Raw genomic sequence first — 18288 nt, forward strand, 5'->3', positions numbered from 1 at the left:
GGGTCGCCCAAATGCTGCAATCGCCGTGCCGGGCGATAAGGTGGCCCTCGGTCGCGTTCGCCGCCAGGCAGCGGCCCTGCACCGAGGGCTGATCGATCACTTCTTGACCACCGGGCAGGCGCTTTCGGATAGCGGGCGGAACGCCTGATCGCCCGGGATCGTCTCAAGGATCTTGTAGAAATCCCACGGTCCCTTCGACTCCGACGGCTTCTTCACCTCCGCGAGGTACATGTCGTGCACCATGCGACCGTCGATCCGGATGTGGCCGTCGTGCGTGAAGAAGTCGCTAATCGGCATCTCGCGCATCTTGGCCATCACGGTCTCCGCGTCCAGCGTCCCGGCCGCAGCGACCGCCTTCAGATAGTGCATCGTCGACGAGTAGTCGCCGGCCTGAGTCGAAGTCGGCATCTTGCCGAATTTCTCCATGAAGCGCTTCGACCAGGCGCGGGTCTCGTCGTTGAGATCCCAATAAAACGCCTCGGTGAGCAGCAGCCCCTGCGCGGCGTTGAGGCCGAGCGCCTTGGTGTCGTTCAGATTGATCGCCAGACCGACGACCTGCTGCTTATCGCTGCGGCCGATGGCGAATTCGGCCGCCGACTTGATCGAATTGATCGTATCGGCGCCGCCATTGGCGAGCGCGATCACGTCGGCGCCGGAGCTCTGCGCCTGCAGCAAGAACGACGAGAAGTCGCTGGTGTTGGTCGGATGTTTGATCTCCGAAACCACGGTGCCGCCCGCCTGCTCGACGAAGCGCCGGCTATCGTTCGCAAGCTGGTGGCCGTAGGCGTAATCGGCTTCGAGGATCGCCCACTTCTTCTTGCCACGGCGGACGACGGCGTTGGCCGTGCCGCGGGCGAGCGCGTAGGTGTCCCACGTGTAGTGGATGCTGTTCGGCGTGCACTTCTCATTGGTGATCACCGAGGTGCTCGCGCCGTTGACGATCGCGATGCGGTTCTTCGACTTCGCGAGTTCCATCACGCCGAGCGCCACCGCCGAGTTCATCAGATCGGCGAGCATCACTACCTTCTTCTCGTCGATCCATTCGCGCGCGAGCGCCACGCCGACGTCGGCCTTGTTCTGATGGTCGGCGGAGATCACCTCGATCGGACGCCCGAGCACCTTGCCGCCGAAATCGTCGACCGCCATCTTCACCGCGGCGACTGCGCCCGGACCGGAGATGTCGGCAAACAGGCCCGACATGTCGGTGAGCACGCCGATCCGCACCGCCGAGGTATCCTCCGCCTTCTGCTGAGCTGACGCGCTGCCGAGGGCTAGGCTCGCGACGCCGAGCCCCGCATAAAATGCGGCCGCGAGCCGCTTCATCACACTCCTGCGGTAAACGTTCTTCATAACTCCTCCAACTAGCCGGTCGTGACAGTTACTTGGCCTCACGCTTCCGGGCATGAAACCGCTCGAAAAACCTCTCGCGAGCAGGGGCGCCTGCAAAGGGCGGGCCGAAGAGCGCCTTCGTGGCGCGGCGATTTGGCCTCGCCGCATCAACTAACGGACGGGTCGCAGCACGGTTCATACGTTCGCGTACTTGAGGGGCAGCGCGGTGGAGTATTTGATCGTCTCCATCGCGAAGCTCGAACTCACGTCGAAGAGTTCCGCCGTGCTGACAAGCCGCTTGTAGACGCCGTCATACGCCGCAACATCCGGCACGACTATACGTAGCAGATAGTCGACTTCGCCACTCATGCGATAGAATTCGGTCACCTCCGGAATCTTCGCCACCTCGCGGGCGAACGACGTCATCCACTTGGTGTCATGCTTGTTCGTCTTCAGCGTAACGAACACCGTCACCGGCACGTTGACCATGTTCGGATCGAGCAGCGCGACGCGGCGGCGGATGATCTTTTTCTCGATCAGCGCCTGGATCCGCCGCCAACAGGGCGACGTCGACAGCGCCGCCTTTTCGGCGACGGCCGCGACCGGCATCATAGCGTCTTCCTGCAAGCAACCGAGAATTTTGAGATCGATGCGATCCATCAGCGTCCTGTCTCCAACGCGGACCATGCACTACAGAATACACTGCGCAAAGAGGAAACGCGGAAGATGCCGCGGCACCTGCCGCAACGGCCAAGCTCGCCATGACGCAGGCGGAAGCAGATCTTTCCTGCCAGCGCCGGGTTTAGGGAACAAAAAATCGCGGCCGGAACGAGCGCTCATAGTCGTTGGCCGCCGCTCGCTTCGATGGTCTCGCCGGTGATCCAGCCGCCCTCGCGCGACGCCAGAAACGCGACGACCGGTGCGATGTCGTCAGGCTCGGCAATCCGGCCGAGCGCCACGGTGTCGCGGATCGCGCCGCTGCGCTGCGGATCGGCCGCGGCCGGGTTGAGATCCGTCGAGGTTGCACCCGGCAGCACCGCGTTCACGGTGATGCCGCGCGGCCCGAGATGCGCGGCGAGCACGCGGCTGAGCGTCGACAGCGCCGCCTTGGTCGGCGCATAGACCGGCATAGTCGGGAACGACAGCCGCGCCGCCATCGATGAGATGTTGATGATGCGGCCGCCGTCCGCCACAACCGGGAGCAACTTCTGAATCAGGAAGAACGGCGATCTGAAGTTGATCTGCAGCATGCGATCGAAGTCGGCTTCGGTCACCTGCTCGATGGTCTTGCGGTCGTCGATGCCCGCATTGTTGACGAGAATGTCCAGCGTCGGCGGATCGCGCCGCGTGCGGAGCTCGCCGATCACCGCGTCTGCAAGCTGGGTGGCGCCGGCCGGATCGGCGAGATCCGCCGCGACGAGGAAGCCGTCACCGCCTCGCACGCGGATCAGGTCGAGCATCTCCTTCGCTTTGTCGCCTTCAGCCCGGTAATGAACGCCGACGAGCGCGCCGTCTTGCGCCAGCCGGACAGCGATCGCTCGGCCAATGCCGCGGCTTGCGCCGGTGACGAGAGCGATCCTGTCGGCGAGTGGCTTCATCGCGGCACTACGCTTGCGGACGTTCTAGATCGCATAGGTTGCCCGCCCGATCGCGATCAGAGCGCCCTTCTCGTCATGGACGTCAATGTCGGCGACGCCGACTGTGCGGCCGAGCCGGCGCACCCGACCGGTGCTGATCAGCCCGGTGTCGATCGCTGCCCGGAAGAAATCGACGCGGAAGTTGATGGTCGGCAGGCCGCGGCCGACGAACATTACCAGCGCGTAGTCGCCCACGGTGTCGATGATCGACGCGATCGGACCGCCGTGCCACTGCTTGGTGCCGGGCTCGCGCTCGAACTCCGGCCGCATCGGCGATCGCATGACGACTTCCTGCTTGTCGGCGTCGAGCGCGATCACCGTCAGTCCGAGAAACGAGATGAACGGCGACTGCTTCAGCATCGCCTCGATATGGCCCTGATCAAGCGGCGTATTCATGGCGTCACCACTACCTTGCCGAACACGGTGCGGTCTTCCAGCATCCGCAGCGCTTCCGCCGCCTGCTCCAGCGGGAAGGACTTGTCGACCAGCGCGCTCAGCTTGCGGGCGGAGACCAGCGCGAACAGCTTCTCGAGGTCCTCTCGCTCCCAGCCGTTGGAGCCGCGGATCTGCAGTTCGAACGTCCAGATCACCCGGAGGTCTTCGGCAGGATCGTATCCCGCGGTCGCGCCGCAGGTGAGGATGCGGCCGCCGAGCTTCAGCGTGCGCAGCGACTTCACCCAAGTATCGCCGCCGGTGAAGTTGACGACAACATCGACGCCCCCGCTGGCCGACGAGCCGCCGCCGACGCGCTGCGGCCGCCCGTGACGCTGCCGCACCACCTGCATGAAGTCTTCCTGGGTGTAGAGGATGACTTCGTCGGCGCCGAGCTCCTTGAGCCGCCGCCCCTTCTCTTCCGAGCCCGCACAGGCGACGACATAAGCCCCGGCGATCTTGGCGAGCTGCACGCAGCACACGCCGACGCCGCCGCTGGCGCCGAGGATCAGTACCTTCTCGCCCGCCGTGACCTGACCGTTGGTGGTCATCATACGGTGCGCGGTTCCGTAAGCGACTGGCAGCGCCGCCGCCTGCTCGAAGCTCACATTGTCGGGAATCCGCATGAGCTGATGCGCGCGTGCCTTGCACAGCTCCGCAAGACCGCCGTTCATGGTCTCGCCCATCAGCCCGCCTTCGATGCGGTTAAGCGGATCGACCAGCACGCGGTCGCCGGCCTTCCAGCCTTCGACATCGGGACCGACCTTGACGATCTCGCCAGCGACGTCCAGGCCCATGATCACCGGCAGCGGGATCTTGATCCCCGGCATGCCGCGGCTGGTGAAGATGTCGTGATAGTTTAGGGACGTGGCCCGCACGCGCAGCAGAACGTCGGCGGGTCCGACGTCGGGATCAGGAAAGTTCGAATCGAAAGTGAGCTTGTCGAGCCCCCCGTGTTCCCGCAGTACCATCGCGCGCATTTAAACGTTCTCCCTTAGGCTGCGTCGGCGCGGCCGAGCGGCCCGTCGCCCAGTGCGAAATCGACCGCCGCATCGGCATGCAGCAGCGTCGAGTCGAACGCCGGTAAATCAATCTTTTCCGGCTGGATCAAGAGGCCGATTTCGGTGCAGCCGAGGATCACGCTGTCCGCGCCGGCGGACCGCCCGCGTCCAATGACGTCCGTGTAACGTTGCCGTGAGGACTCACGAGTGATGCCGCAGCACAATTCGGAGAAGATGATATCGTGCACCGCAGCGCGATCGTCGGCTTCCGGTACAATGGTCTCAAGCCCGTGCCGGCCGCTCATGCGCTTGCGATAGAAATCGTGCTCCATGGTGTAGCGGGTCGCGAGCAGCAGCGGCCGGCGGACGCCGGCCGCCTTCATCTCATGCGCGCAGATGTCGATGATATTCAGCAGCGGGATCCGGATCGCCGCCTGCACCGCGTCGGCGAGCTTGTGCATGGTGTTGGTGCAGATCAGCACGCAATCGGCGCCGGCGGCTTCGAGCTCGCGCGCGATCTTCTGCAGCACGCCGGCGGCGCCGTCCCAATCGTCCGAAGTCTGCATCGCGACGATTGACTCGAAGTCGACCGAGCGCATGACGATCTCGGCGGAATGCAGGCCGCCGCAGAGCTTCCGCACCTGCTCGTTGAGCCGGCGATAATACACCGCGGTGCTCTCCCAGCTCATTCCGCCAATCAAACCGATCGTCTTCATCATCAGTCCTCGCACTCCGGTTGCCGGTGCAACTCCATCATTGGTCGCAAGGGCGCAGACCGCTATGCCCGCTGCCCACTCGATCACCGATTGATAAGACGCTAACACTGGCAAGCGATCAGCGGCTTGCGTTGTTACAGCGCTCGGACGGCCTTTTTGGAAACTACTTCCAAGATGAAGCCAGCGATAGGTATTTGATTCCAATTCCGTTGGCATCTCCGCAGATTCCATCCAGAAATTGCCGTCAGACTGGCTCTGATTGCCTTGGCAACTGCTCTTCGCGCTCGCTTCAGCGACATCCGTGTCGGATTGCGGCCCCGCCGCGACTTGGCATAGCTTGCGCGGGCGTGAAGATTGGAGAGGCGCATGTCACTGCAATACCTTGTCGGCGTCGATCATGTCGTGGTCATGGTCGAGGACCTCGACGCGGCTGCGGACAATTGGAGGCGACTCGGCTTTACCGTCTCGCCGCGCGGGACGCACAGCGCCAAGCTGGGATCGGGCAACTACACGATCATGTTCGGCGATGATTACGTCGAGCTGCTCGGGATTCTGACGGCCACCGAACACAACGCGCCGAGCCGCGCTTTTCTCGCCGAGCGCGGCGGCGGCATCGAGCGGATCGCCTTCACCACGACCGATGCTGCCGCCGGCGCTGGAGAGTTGCGCGAGCTCGGCATGGAAGCGATCGGCCCGATTGATTTTGGACGTCCCATCCAATTGCCCGGCGGCGGCGAAGGCGAGGCTCGCTTCAGCATTTTCGAGTGGCCGCGCGAGGAAGCGCCTGCGAGCGTCCGCATCTTCGCGTGTCAGCATCACACGCGGGACAAGGTGTGGATCCCGGAATTGCAGCGCCACGCCAACACTGCGGGAGGGCTGCAGCGGGTGATCGTCACCTCACCGCGGCCAAAAAGTGACGCACGCCACATGCTGCGGCTGATCGACAGCCAGCAGTATTCCGAATCCGACGGCAGCATCGTGGTCCCGTCGGGATCGATGCGCGCCGAAATCATGTTTGTCGCCCGCGGCGCGCTGGCGCAGCAATATCCGGGCGTATCAGTGGACGGCTTGCCGGAGCGTGGTGGCGCAGGGCTCATCATCGCGGTCGACGATCTCGCCGCTGCGGCCCAGGCAATTGGCGCGGCCGGTGTGAAGGTTGGCGACCGTCTGGTCGTGCCGCCGAGCGCGGCCGGCGGCGTGCTAGTAGTCTTCGTCGAACGATGATTGCATAGTCACGCGCCGCGCGGCGCCGCGTTGCCCTGCCGGAGGAACTCCATCGGTTTGCTTCATCGGTTGCTTGGTGACCGGCAGTCAGTCCGCCCACCGGTCCATTCATGGAAGCCTGTCGAGGTCGCGGACGCTTGGCCGAGTATTTGGCCTTCCAGTTGTAAAGCGTCGCTCCCGTAGATGGTTTACGACAGGCAGAAATGGATCAGGCCTCGCCACCAGCAAAGATGTCCTTTTTGATGACGGCGTGGACGCCCCAGTTGCCGTCAACCACCTGGGTGATGCCGAAGTCGACGCCGACTGTGATCAGAGAGATTGCCTCATCCTCCGTCAGCTTCTTAGTCGTCATCAGGAACTTGCGCATCTTGCGGAACGCATCGCGCAAGGCGAGATCGACCGACGATTTCGAGTAGATATCGGATTGCGCCTTGGCTCCGAGCTCGTTGAGGTAATTGGCAAAGCTGAAGCCGTGCACCAGCCATTCGTTTTGAGTCTCTAGCATTGGATAATCAAGAGCTTCGAGCGCGGTGCCGGCCAGATCGGCCTTCTTGTGAAGGATGATCTGGAAGGTGCCATTCAGCGAGCATTCGATCGCGGTACCGCACAATTCGGAATCGCCTTGCGAGGCATGCGAGTCGCCAACGGACAGCAGGCCGCCTTCAACCGCGACTGGATAATACATGGTCGCGCCTTTGCCGATCCGCCAATTATCGATGTTGCCGCCGGTGTAGCTCGGCGGAATCGAATCGACCATGTCAGCCTCTTTGGGCGCCAGCCCGATCACGCCAAAATGCGGCCGTATCGGGATACGAACGTTCTTCAGGATGCCATGGTTTTCCTGAATAGTGCCGTGGTCGATCGGGACGCCCGGATAGTCGATGGTTTTATGCACCACACCGGATGGATCCGTCTGCGGCGTCCATCTGAAATTGTATACCGCTTTCGCCCAATTACGTTCTCCGGTGGCATCGACCTCGTAGATGGTAATGACTTCGCGGGGCTTGGGTTCGGTAAGCAGATCCTTGTAGTGGAAGCCCCACCATGCCGCCGCGTTGCTGCCGAACGCCTTGCCGGGATATTTTGGATTGGCGCAGGGCCGAGGTGCGACATCGATGATCCGCAGCTCAATCACATCACCCTCCTCGGCGCCGCGGACGTAGACCGGTCCAGTGAGGATATGGACGCCCAGGCCTTCGCCGGCACCGCGACCGAACAGCGAAGCATCCATCGGTCCTGCGCCACGCCGGTCCACACCCTTCTTCTCCTTGGTCCACAGGAATACGCTCTCGGCACCGACATCGCCCTTGACCATGCGCTCGGCGTCGTCATTGGCATGGTGGGTCAGCGCCTCGATGGTGATGAAGTCACCTGAATCGATCTCGACCTGCGGCTTCAGTTTTTTGCTGAAATAGCCCCAATGCACCGTGTCGGCGTTTGCGGGCAAATGATGATAGGCGCGCTTGGCCGGCTGATGCCTCTCGGCGGCGGCCGCCATCTCCGGCGTCACCAGCGAAATACCGCCGGCGCTGAGCGCCGCTGCGCCGCCGGCTGCGGCGAAGCTCGACTTCAGGAACGACCGTCGCTCACGATCAAGCGTTTCCTTGAATTTTCGGTGGTGCAGTTCAAATTCCGGACACGTCTTGTCGTCACCTGCGCACATCGCATCGCTCCTCGCGGTTTTGATCAACATGCCCCTGCCTCAGCGACGCTATCATCTGTTCGAGCTGTTCAGCAATGATCAACGGCGCGCAGTAAGCGTCTTGAATGTGCCGAAAACCTGAACCCGGAATGCCAAAACAATTGAGGTAGAAAGCGAAATCGACTGCCCGATGCGGCGCGCAGTACCGATCGAACCCGGTCTCCGGCCGCGGTCTCCCAAAAACGGGAATATTTCAAACATCCGCCGGAGACTATCAGCGATTTCGCTCTGAGATTGTGCGAATGGGGAGCGTGGAGACGAAGCTAAAACCTACAAAAGCCCGCAATTGGCGGGCATTTATAGGATTCTAGAGGCAACAATCTCCAGTTGCCGCACTGCCTGGCTGACCTGGGAGGATTCGAACTTGCATATTCCCATTTCAAAAAACGCCTTTGAAATGTCGAAAGAATTTCCGCGGTTTTGGCCGAAAATTCGACTTGGAGACTTTTGCAGCTGCAAGTTGTGGAAGTGAACAAACTCGGCAGCTGGTCAAACATCAGACTGAGTCCCTTGAACATCGGCTGGTCAACTTCCGCTTTGGGACGCGCATCCCAGACTCAGGTACAGTCCTCGCCCTAAGTCCGAAAAGTGGCCAAAAGCCCACACCGGGCCGCATCATTCTTAGCCCATCATTCGGCCGCAGCGGACATGACTTCCATCTGCTCGTGAAGAATAACGCCCGAAAGCGGATCGAACTCGCCGGTCCAGGGAGAATGATCGAGAACCGCCCTCGTATGGGCATAACCGGCTTCCCAACGCTGCCTGATGCCGGACGGACTGAAATCGATGTCCTTTGTGTGGTTCTCGCGATCGAGTTGCGGCGCCAGTAACCGCACCACATGCATCCGCGTCGGACAGCCGTAGCAGGCCAATTCACGAACGGTGTCGCTGTTGCGCTCGGCCTCCGGTATCCGGGCGGCGAGTTGGCTGATCACATGTCGCAGCCGATGCGCCTGCTGCTGTCGCGCGATCTGGCTCGCGATCCGGCTTGAATACTGGACATCCTTGTGCCGGTTGAGCACTTCCGCCATCGTGGTCGGCTCTGCGCCTGATGGATTCCACATATGAACGGCGAAGATCAGCGAATTTCTGCGCGGATTATCGTCGAACACCGCTTCGGTCGGCGTATTCGATAGAATCCCACCGTCCCAATATAGCTCGCCATCGATACGAATAGCAGGAAATGCCGGCGGTAGCGCCCCCGACGCCATGATGTGCTTCACACCCAGTTTGGAATCGCGGCTGTCAAAATACCGCATTTGGCTGGTTCGGACATGTGCGGCACCGACCGTGAGCCGTGGGTTACAGTTATTCACCAGATCGAAATCGACCAGTTCGGTAAGGGTCTGCTCAAGCGGCTCGGTGGAATAGTATCCAGCTCGGTCAGCACCAAGCGGATAGTCGTCGCCGGCATGGGCAAGCGGATTGGGTCTGAAGAACCCGGGAATTCCGTTTGTCAGCGTCGACCAGTAGGACAGTTTTTCGCTGAAGCCGGGAAACATGTTACTCCAGATCGGCTTCTGCTCCATCCGCTTCCAGAATTTCCGCAAGCGCGACAAACGGTTTTGAGGCGCATTGCCGGCAATGAGACTGGCATTGATGGCGCCGATGGACGTGCCGATAATCCAGTCTGGCTCGATTCCAGCTTCGTGCAGCGCTTGATAGACACCTGCTTGATAGGATCCAAGCGCGCCGCCCCCTTGGAGCACAAGGACGACCTGACCCGGAATAGACCTGCCCAGGGACCTGATATTCTGCGAAGATCTGTTATCCCGAACTTTATTCATGTCACGCTCCCGTTGGATGCCTGTCGCATTCTCTGATGTTCGCGAGCCATTCGATTTTGTTACGTCTACCCGTGCCGGATCGGTGAAAGATCGCCCCCTCACTGTTCAGTGCGCGGTCCAGCCGCCATCGACCGGTAAGGCGGTGCCAGTGATCGAAACAGCCGCATCGCTGGCGAGAAATACCGTGAGCGCACCCAGCTCTTCGACGGTTGCAAAGCGCTTGTTGGGTTGCTGCGCCAGCAGCGCATCACGGATGACCTGCTCGCGGGAAATTCCGTGAGCCTTGGCCTGACCGCCGATCTGCGCCTCGACCAGCGGGGTATAAACGTATCCCGGACAGATCGCATTGCAGGTGATGCCCTCTTCGGCCGTTTCCAGCGCCGCAACCTTGGTCAGGCCGACGATGCCGTGCTTCGCGGCGACATAAGCGGCCTTGAATGGTGATGCGACCAACCCATGCGCCGACGCGATGTTGATAATGCGGCCAAACTTGTTTTTGCGCATCGCGGGCAGCGCCAGCCGGGTTGTGTGAAGAAACGCCGATGACAGGTTGATCGACAGGATCGCATCCCATTTCTCGATCGGAAACTGATCGAGCGGCGCGACATACTGAATGCCCGCATTGTTGACGAGCACGTCGAGCCGGCCATGCCCGGTCAGCGTCGCTGCGATCATCTCGGCGATCGTCTCCGCTTTCGTCATGTCGGCCGGCGAATAGCTTACCCTGACGCCATAGTCCGCTGATATCCGGTCCTTCGTCCTGGCAATCTCGGAGACAACGCCGAAGCCGTTCAGCACCACGGCCGAGCCGGCTTCAGCCAGCGCGCGGGCAATGCCGAGCCCGATGCCGCTGGTCGAGCCGGTAACGAGCGAGACCTTGCCAGCGAGAGGCCGCGAGGCCGACGGTGCGCCCTGCGTTTTCAGCTGAATATTCATGACAAATCCCTTCCGCCCTTCTTGTGGTTTCGGCACCTTGCGGAGCCATTCATTCCGACGGAAATCTGCACGGCGGGCGGGACCAATGGAAATGCCCTTTCGCTTCCGAAACCATAGGCGGGCGCTATCGCAGTTCTGGTGTCCTTGGCGCCCGAAATCGGTTAACTTTGGCGGTGCGATCCGGTCGGGGTGCGATCATGGAGATGCATCAGGTTCGCTATTTCCTTGCCGTCGCGCGTGTGCTCAACTTCACCCGCGCCGCCGACGAGTGCAATGTGACCCAGCCGTCGCTGACGCGGGCGATCAAGCAGCTTGAGGCAGAGCTCGGTGGCGATCTGTTTCGCCGCGAGCGGCCCGCCGCGCAGCTGACCGAACTCGGTCTGCGCATGCATCCGCTGCTCAAGCAGTGCTACGAAGCCGCGACCGGCGCGCGCCAACTCGCGTCGTCCTTCAAGAGCGGTGAAGTCGGGGCGCTCCGGATCGCGCTCACGCATTCCGTCGACTTGGAGCTGTTGATTCCGCATCTCGACCAGATCAAGCGGCTATTCAACCGTTTGGAGTTCTGCTTCCTGCGCGGCAATAGCCGGGAAGTCGCGGAATTCCTCAAAAAGGGCGAGGCCGAACTCGGCATCGCCGCTGAAATCAGCGAAGAATGGGACCGGTTCGATACCTGGCCCCTGTTCACCGAAGGCTTTCAGCTTGTCGTCAATAAGTGCCATCCGTTGGCGGACCGCAAAGACATCACCTTTGAGGATCTCCAGAAGCAGCAATGGCTCTCGCGAAATTTTTGCGAGCACGCCGAACGGTTGAGCACGTTGTTTCGGAGCCATGGCATCGACGTGGAACGCAGCCATAGGATTTCATCGGAACGCGATCTGATCGAATTGCTCGAAGCCGATGTCGGGGTTGCCGTTATTCCGCGCAGCGTCTCGACGCCGGAGACTCTGAAGCGGACAAATGTTGACGGGCTCGACATGCGCCGTACGGTCCATCTCTATGGCGTCGCCGGGCGCGAGCGCACCGCCGTTGCCTCCGCGGTAATGCGAATGCTGCGCGGCGCCGATTGGTCGCAGTATCTCAATCAGGACGCCGGTTCGTAGGGGCAACACTTCGATGCGCCCGCTTCCTTTGATTGCGCCTTAGTGCTCCTGACGTGCACTCTTTAACGCGGCAATGAGGTCGTCGATAGCCATGCGCTTGCGGAAGTCGGGATCGACAAACCGCGCCTTCACCAAGCCGTCGCGGCCGATCACGAAGGTCGCGGGAATCGGCAGCATCCAGCCGTCATTGCCGTGAAAATTCGACAAGTCCTCATAGGACAACAGGTGCTGTATTTCGGTGCCGAGCCAGATCGCGAGGTTTAGTGATAGTGCATAGCCGTTATCGAGGTCGGTCAATACCGGGAACGGTGCACCGGAGTCGGATTTGAATTTCTCAGTAAATTCCTGAATTTCGGGCATGATCGCGACGACCTGGCCGCCCGACGCCCTGATTTGATCGTAGGCCTGGATCACCGCGCTGACGTTCAACCTGCAATAAGGGCACCAGTGGCCGCGATAAAACATCACCGCAATCGGTCCTTTTTGCAGAAACGAGTCCAGGCTGATCAGCCGGCCGGTCTCATCCGGCAAAATGAAGGGCGGCATCGGATCGCCAGGCCGTGGCGCGTTTTCTCCGCCGCTATTTTTGTGGATCCGCGCGACCAGGCGGTCAACCGCCTCGCCATAGGCCGGAAAGATCTCGCGCCCCGCAGCGCCATAAGCTTCCAACTGCTCTCTCAATGTCCCTTCCATGTTGCGACACTTGCGGAAAGCGAGCTTAAGGCGCTCGGCGTTGGCAGGCGATAGCGACATCATCTCTTGCTCCGGCGGATTGGGTTTTCCAAATTCACTGATTGATACTTGTGGCATCAGGCGGCATCGAAGTCGGATTTCTCGGAGCTAATTTTATTACCCCGTGCAGGCCGCCCGCAAGGGGCGGCCTCCTTGCTTGCAAAAAAAATGTCGATGCCCTTGGCTCCGATTCAGGGCCGATAGAAGTTGCCGGTCGACCCAGCGTTCCGGAGACCATGTACATCTGGCCGCCGTCCATGAAGAAGATGTTGTTGTTCGGCACCTTCTTGGCATCCTTCATCATCGCCTCGTGATTTTTGGCGCCTGATGCCATGGCCATCGTTGTCATTGTTCCCGGGCCGCTATACATGTAGGCCAAGCCCGGATTGAATTCCCAAGAGACCAGCGAGAACGCCGCGGTTGCCATCGCCGCGCGCGCAGCTGCCGCAATTAAGGTCTTGGACAAAGGGGACATTGGAAGCTCCTCCGAATTGACGTGGACGCCCGCCAATCGGGCGCTGACACATCAAAGCCTGAATGGTTCACCGTTAGAAATGCCGTTGCACAATCGGTTTGATAGCCGTGGTGCATCGCTCGGGCTGCAATAGCGCGCGGCTATCGACTTGAGAGCGAGCTTGTATTTCATATTGCCGGATGGCGCGTTCATTCTGTTCCCGAAGCCATGCTGCCGGCATGCGTCAAAGGAACAGGAGACGTCACATGAAGAATCGTATTGTAGATCTCTGCACATCGCTACTGTTGATACTGATTCTGGTGTCGGCCGTTTCCGTCGCAAGGGCCGATAGCGATGATGGGATCGTCCGGGTAAAGAGCGCAGTTTCGATGGGTGAGGCGATCACCCGCATAAAGACCGACATCGCCAGCAAAGGCATCAAGTTCTTCATCGAGATAGATCAATCGAAGCTGGCGGCCGACGCCGGAATCAAACTTCGCCCTTCAAGCCTCCTGATATTCGGAAATCCGCCGCTTGGGACCCAGTTTATCACGTCGAACCCGAACGCCGGGCTCGACTGGCCGGTCCGCTTGCTGCTGACGGAGGACGACAAGGGCGGGGTATGGGCGGTCTGGACCGATTTCGAGTGGATTGCCAAGCGTCACAACATCAGGGACCGCGTCGCGCAATTCAAGATGGCGACCATGGTCGTCGAGTCGATCACGTCGACAATCACGACCAAGTAACAGCGCAGAACGGCGCGCGGAAAAACCCTTCAGGCCGCGGCAATGAACGCGGCCTTTCCGGGCTCGCCTGTAATCACCAATGGACGAGGCAAATCGATGAGATCCGAAAAATTCGACGTGGTGATCCTTGGAGGCGGCAACGCCGATATTGCCGTTACCGGTCCTGTCAGACGCGCTGGAATGTCGGTCGCGATGATCAAATGGCACGATCTCGGCGGGACCTGCCCGAACCGCGGCTGCACGCCGAAGAAAGTTCTGGTTTCCTCCGATATCAAGCACATGCTGTGACACTGTTGAGAACAGATCTTTCGCATAGCGCTACGCTATCGATTCAAAAGCCAACCGGCATTTCCTCAAGCTGGTGATTTCAACGATGGTTGCTCTCATCGTCGGCCAGATCATTCGAGGCACGGCAGAACAGAGGAGACCACGACATGTTCAAGCACACGATAAATTCACGCGCGCTCTGGCACGGCCTCGCGCTTGCCTGCGTCATCGCCGGATCGACCGCCGCGACGTCGACGACATTCGCCGGCGAATGTCCCGGCGACAAGATGAAAGCCAACGCCCGCGAGAAGGTTGACTTCAAGCCGGTCGGCGTCACCGACATGACCCTGGGTTCGATCAATCTCGAGAAGCAACCGGCCCATCTCAAGGACCGCGAGCTGCGTTTCCGCAAGTTGACGATCGAGCCCGGCGGCATCGTGCCGTGGCACAGCCACGATGACCGGCCAGCCCTGATCTATGTGCAACAGGGCGAAATCGTCGAATATGCCAGCAACTGCGCCGAGCCTATTCTGCACAAGGCCGGCGATATCAGGCCCGAGGTATTCGGCACCTCGCACTGGTGGAAGAATCTCGGAACCCAAACTGTCATTCTGTATGTCGGCGATGTACGCAAGGATCCGCACGACCACAATATGTAACGAGCACGCCTCGTTGCCGGATGTGACGTTTTGGGGTCCCCCGTGTTGCCCCACACGCCCAGACGTCACATCCCCTTTAGTCCGGGCCTTGCGAGGAGCGGCGCGCCATGACCGACATATCAGCCGACATGAAATCCGATACCGTGGAAACACACGGTCATTCGCCGGGCGTGGTGCTGCGATCGTTCGTCATCGGCCTGACTGCGTTCTTGACTGTGGTCGATCTGTTTGCCACGCAGGCCATCCTGCCGTCACTGGCCAGGCATTATAACGTGACCCCGGCGGCAATGGGATTCGCGGTCAATGCCAGCACGATGGGAATGGCGGTTGCCGGACTTGTCGTCGGATTTTTGAGCCAACACATCGATCGCCGGCTCGGCATTCTCTTGAGTCTTGCCTTTCTCGCCGTTCCGACAACCCTGCTGGCGGTCGCGCCTAACCTCACGGTATTCACGATTCTCCGTATCACCCAGGGCCTGTGCATGGCATCGGCGTTCGCGCTGACGCTTGCCTATCTCGGCGAACAATGCAGTTCGATGGATGCCGGGGGCGCATTCGCGGCCTATATCACCGGCAACGTCGCGAGCAACCTGGTCGGCCGGCTGGTTTCCGCAGCGGTCGTAGACATGCTCGGGCTGGCATCGAATTTCTATTTTTTCCTGTTGAATCTCGCCGGCGCGGTTCTGGTGTATTTCACCATCCATCGCGTGCGCCCGATGCATTCGATGCCAATGTCGCAATCGCCGTTCGCGGCCATGATCGCTCACTGGCGCAATCCGGCGTTGCGCGCCGCGTTCGGCATCGGCTTCTGCATCCTGTTCGCCTTCATCGGTACATTCACTTTCGTGAACTTTGTACTGGTAAGTCCGCCGCTTTCCCTGGGACGAATGGAGTTGGGTTTTGTCTATTTTGTCTTCCTGCCCTCCATCGTGACGACGCTCTTTGCCGGAACAGCGGTGGCGCGCTTTGGAACGCGGCCGGCGATCTGGGGCGCGCTCGCGGTTGCGGCAATCGGCCTGCCGCTGATGCTGTCCTCGCATCTTCTCGAAGTGCTCACCGGCATGGTTCTGGTCGGGGTCGGAACGTTCTTCGCGCAGGCCGCTGCAACCGGTTTTGTCGGACGGGTAGCCACTGAAAACCGCGGCGTCGCAAGCGGGACCTATCTCGCCTGCTACTTCCTTGGTGGCCTTGTCGGCAGCGCGGTTCTCGGGCAGCTTTTCGACCGCTTGGGATGGACCGCCTGCGTCGCCGGTGTCGGCGCGTCCCTTGCCGTAGCCGCACGGCTTACGGCGCGTCTTAGGGCCTGACTCAGCTTTGTGTTATTCGCCGACATGGCGGTCCGTTCGCGACATGTCTGCTTTGTTTGCCGAAGATAGATCCCGCTTCCGGAGAAAAAAGTTGAGCTAAAAACTGCGTCCCACACCACGCAGTGCTGATAGCGCCCGGTCTCTGGCTCGCGTCTCCGAAAAACGGGAATATTTCAAATGTAGGCCGGAGACTATCGGCGATTTCGCTCCCAAGTTGTTCAAATTTGGAGTATAGAGACGGACATCAAATTCACAGAAAGCCACAATTGGCGGGCACTTATCGGATTTTAAGGCCCACAATCTCTAGCTGAGTGACTGGCTGGCTGGGGCGGGAGGATTCGAACCTCCGCATGGTGGAATCAAAATCAGCCAATCCTCTCAATGATATCAGCGGCCATTCTGAAAAAAGCGTGGAATTCAGCTTTAAAGATATCAATGGGTTAGCCGGCGGTTCAGAATGAGCATGGCTCGAAGATTCGTGACCCCGCGAGGCGATTCAGGTCCTTGCGTTAGAATGCTGCTGACCGTGTTTGGCGAAAATATGCACGACCAGCCCCCCTCCCGAACCGGCTGCCGCTTGTATCCCTTTGACCGAGACCGCCTCCCCTCCCGCCAACGGCGAGAACCCCACTTACTGAGAAGATTTCAACCGATTGCTTGGCGCGGGGGCACGAAACAAACCGGATCAGCCGGAGCGGGAGTAGCCGCCGTCCAGAAGCAATTGCCGCCATGAGGCCAACTTATCTTCTTGAGGCGAAGCGCGGCCGTGCATAGCGTCGTAGAAAAATAGATAATCCTCCCTTGTAAGATTGGATTTGAAATATCCCCTATGCTGCCAAAATTCATCCTTTAGGCGCTTCTCGGTGATGGTTGAATGATGGCCGAAAAATTGGTTGATGCGCTTTCCATGTATTGAACATTCGCCAAGAAAATTGCGCGCGCTAGCGATCATCCGCCCATCTTTCACGCCAACTAGGTTCTCTTCGTATTGAAACCCATGCTGCAACAGCGGCTGTCCGCACCAACAATGAGTCTGTTTCACTTTGATCATGGACTGTTACAGCTTGTAGCGGATGTCGATAAGTCTAATCATATTAGGCCGCTTTCGGCGGCCCCTTCTTTTTCGAAAGTCGGCGGGGCAGCTACGATCCCCTTAAGTACCGCTAGAGTGTCGATAAGTTCATCTGCAGCCTTTGAAAATTCATCAGGCGGTGAATCCGCCATTGCCACCCAAACGGATTTGTAGTGATCGGCATCGACCCAAATATGAAGTGCCCATGTGAATTGCGCGCCGAGATAAATATCTTCCTTAAGCCTACACCTTAAGAACGGGATAAACCCCATTGCGGCGTCGGTGCCAGCAAATTGGTCTTCTGGTGATTTCGCCGACTTAAGTTGCTCTATCATGAAGTCCAGCGAATCTAGCAGCCAAGGTCGCAGATCGCACAACATCAGACTGTCAATTCTTTATCTTTGTAAATCAGTGTAAAGCTGGTTTCGAGAAGCTGAAGCCATCTCAGCTATTTCTGCGCCATTTGAGAAGTATGAGGTAGGTCCGGGAATTGATTGCCCCCGAAAACTGAACCGGCATAAGCGCACGTCGCGACGACGACGACCCTAACGATGATGGACATTTTGCTGCCTCTTGCTTGTTGGAGACAGCCTAACAAGGATTCGTTTCAGGCCACTTAGGAAAAGTGGTTTTCAGGCCGTTCAAAGGCTTGGTAAACAGTTTGTTTGCGTCAATCACGCGATTGAACGGCATAAGTATCGGAATGCTGCGAATGATTGCCACCGATGATATACCATGTTGGTCCACAACATGAGGTCACGCCATGACACCAGAGGAAGCTCTACGAAATATTCTAAGTCTCGTAGATGGATCGGACGAAATGGAAGACGTTCACGCTCTGCAGATACTTTTGCAGACCGTCAAGACGTTAGCTGAGAAGGGCTTGGGGCGCTCGGAGTAGCTCCCAGAACGAAGAAGGTGCCGCACTGCTATTCCTCGCTGCCGGACCACATTTGAAGATCGTGTCGAGCGGGTTGATCTCGCAGATTTCGATGTCTCCGTGCCCAACCACTAAGCCAACTTAGTCGGCTTAGGCGGATGCGCCGTCCGTGGATGACGGTCATGAAGGAATACCGCTAACCTGTTTCGAATTGTAGGATCGGCAGGAACCGCTGTCTCGAACAGTAGTTCTTGAACATCTCGGGGCAGGTCGGGCCAAAGCTTAAGGGCTGCATGACCTAACAAGC

19 protein-coding genes are annotated in these 18288 nt (G+C 59.6%); 6 read left to right on the forward strand and 13 right to left on the reverse strand.

Going from position 1 to position 18288, the window contains the following annotated elements; translation table 11 throughout:
• Window positions 1-96 precede the first annotated feature (96 nt).
• The 6 genes from N554_RS0106295 to N554_RS0106320 form a co-directional block, all read right to left on the reverse strand.
• On the reverse strand, window positions 97-1350 hold the full coding sequence (locus N554_RS0106295; protein WP_081851128.1) for an ABC transporter substrate-binding protein: 1254 nt from the start codon (window positions 1348-1350) through the stop codon (window positions 97-99).
• Between the two features lie 174 nt (window positions 1351-1524).
• On the reverse strand, window positions 1525-1989 hold the full coding sequence (locus N554_RS0106300; RefSeq protein WP_029582705.1) for an Lrp/AsnC family transcriptional regulator: 465 nt from the start codon (window positions 1987-1989) through the stop codon (window positions 1525-1527).
• 176 nt (window positions 1990-2165) lie between these two features.
• Window positions 2166-2927 carry an SDR family NAD(P)-dependent oxidoreductase gene (locus N554_RS0106305; RefSeq protein WP_029582706.1) on the reverse strand — a complete coding sequence of 254 codons (762 nt, stop codon included), beginning with the start codon at window positions 2925-2927 and terminating at the stop codon, window positions 2166-2168.
• A 24-nt stretch (window positions 2928-2951) separates the two neighbouring features.
• A complete protein-coding gene (locus tag N554_RS0106310; protein ID WP_029582707.1) occupies window positions 2952-3362 on the reverse strand; it encodes a PaaI family thioesterase in 411 nt (136 codons plus the stop codon).
• Window positions 3359-4378: a zinc-binding dehydrogenase gene (locus N554_RS0106315; RefSeq protein WP_029582708.1), complete on the reverse strand. Its 1020-nt coding sequence runs from the start codon at window positions 4376-4378 to the stop codon at window positions 3359-3361. Before N554_RS0106315 ends, N554_RS0106310 begins: the two co-directional genes overlap by 4 nt.
• A 14-nt stretch (window positions 4379-4392) precedes the next feature.
• On the reverse strand, window positions 4393-5115 hold the full coding sequence (locus N554_RS0106320) for an aspartate/glutamate racemase family protein (protein ID WP_029582709.1): 723 nt from the start codon (window positions 5113-5115) through the stop codon (window positions 4393-4395).
• A gap of 366 nt (window positions 5116-5481) precedes the next feature.
• Between N554_RS0106320 and N554_RS0106325 the strand changes: the two genes are divergently transcribed.
• Window positions 5482-6339, forward strand: a complete 858-nt coding sequence (locus N554_RS0106325) for a VOC family protein (RefSeq protein WP_029582710.1) — start codon at window positions 5482-5484, stop codon at window positions 6337-6339.
• Between the two features lie 208 nt (window positions 6340-6547).
• Here N554_RS0106325 and N554_RS0106330 read toward each other — a convergent pair whose 3' ends face one another.
• The 3 genes from N554_RS0106330 to N554_RS0106345 all read right to left on the reverse strand — a co-directional run bounded on the left by N554_RS0106330 (window position 6548) and on the right by N554_RS0106345 (window position 10764).
• Window positions 6548-8002: an acetamidase/formamidase family protein gene (locus N554_RS0106330; protein WP_029582711.1), complete on the reverse strand. Its 1455-nt coding sequence runs from the start codon at window positions 8000-8002 to the stop codon at window positions 6548-6550.
• A gap of 668 nt (window positions 8003-8670) precedes the next feature.
• Window positions 8671-9828: a patatin-like phospholipase family protein gene (locus N554_RS0106340; RefSeq protein ID WP_029582712.1), complete on the reverse strand. Its 1158-nt coding sequence runs from the start codon at window positions 9826-9828 to the stop codon at window positions 8671-8673.
• Window positions 9829-9933: 105 nt separating this feature from the next.
• The gene (locus N554_RS0106345; protein ID WP_029582713.1) at window positions 9934-10764 is read right to left on the reverse strand and encodes a 3-hydroxybutyrate dehydrogenase; all 831 of its coding nucleotides are present in this window, start codon (window positions 10762-10764) and stop codon (window positions 9934-9936) included.
• Window positions 10765-10961: 197 nt separating this feature from the next.
• On the opposite strand from N554_RS0106345, the gene N554_RS0106350 reads away from it, so the two are divergent.
• Window positions 10962-11864 (forward strand): LysR family transcriptional regulator, encoded by a 903-nt coding sequence (locus N554_RS0106350; protein ID WP_029582714.1) that lies wholly within the window; start codon window positions 10962-10964, stop codon window positions 11862-11864.
• 39 nt (window positions 11865-11903) lie between these two features.
• Here N554_RS0106350 and N554_RS0106355 read toward each other — a convergent pair whose 3' ends face one another.
• Window positions 11904-12620, reverse strand: a complete 717-nt coding sequence (locus N554_RS0106355; protein ID WP_029582715.1) for a peroxiredoxin-like family protein — start codon at window positions 12618-12620, stop codon at window positions 11904-11906.
• A 31-nt stretch (window positions 12621-12651) separates the two neighbouring features.
• Window positions 12652-13071 (reverse strand): hypothetical protein, encoded by a 420-nt coding sequence (locus N554_RS35490; RefSeq protein WP_245283534.1) that lies wholly within the window; start codon window positions 13069-13071, stop codon window positions 12652-12654.
• Between the two features lie 245 nt (window positions 13072-13316).
• Between N554_RS35490 and N554_RS0106365 the strand changes: the two genes are divergently transcribed.
• The 4 genes from N554_RS0106365 to N554_RS0106380 all read left to right on the forward strand — a co-directional run bounded on the left by N554_RS0106365 (window position 13317) and on the right by N554_RS0106380 (window position 16029).
• Window positions 13317-13796, forward strand: coding sequence for a DUF302 domain-containing protein (locus N554_RS0106365; RefSeq protein ID WP_029582716.1), 480 nt, complete (start codon window positions 13317-13319; stop codon window positions 13794-13796).
• Window positions 13797-13892: 96 nt separating this feature from the next.
• Window positions 13893-14084 carry an FAD-dependent oxidoreductase gene (locus N554_RS0106370; RefSeq protein WP_156041811.1) on the forward strand — a complete coding sequence of 64 codons (192 nt, stop codon included), beginning with the start codon at window positions 13893-13895 and terminating at the stop codon, window positions 14082-14084.
• Between the two features lie 146 nt (window positions 14085-14230).
• The gene (locus N554_RS0106375; protein ID WP_029582718.1) at window positions 14231-14722 is read left to right on the forward strand and encodes a cupin domain-containing protein; all 492 of its coding nucleotides are present in this window, start codon (window positions 14231-14233) and stop codon (window positions 14720-14722) included.
• Window positions 14723-14829: 107 nt separating this feature from the next.
• Entirely contained in the window at window positions 14830-16029 is a 1200-nt protein-coding gene (locus N554_RS0106380) for an MFS transporter (protein ID WP_029582719.1), read from the forward strand.
• Window positions 16030-16714: 685 nt separating this feature from the next.
• On the opposite strand, the gene N554_RS0106390 is transcribed toward N554_RS0106380, so the two are convergent.
• Together N554_RS0106390 and N554_RS0106395 are read right to left on the reverse strand one after the other, a co-directional pair.
• Complete coding sequence (locus N554_RS0106390; RefSeq protein WP_029582720.1) at window positions 16715-17080, reverse strand: hypothetical protein; 366 nt, start codon at window positions 17078-17080, stop codon at window positions 16715-16717.
• Between the two features lie 38 nt (window positions 17081-17118).
• Window positions 17119-17481 (reverse strand): hypothetical protein, encoded by a 363-nt coding sequence (locus N554_RS0106395; protein ID WP_029582721.1) that lies wholly within the window; start codon window positions 17479-17481, stop codon window positions 17119-17121.
• Between the last annotated feature and the right edge of the window lie 807 nt (window positions 17482-18288).

Origin of the sequence: Bradyrhizobium sp. URHD0069 (assembly GCF_000701345.1) — a bacterium.
Classification (GTDB): Bacteria; Pseudomonadota; Alphaproteobacteria; order Rhizobiales; family Xanthobacteraceae; genus Bradyrhizobium.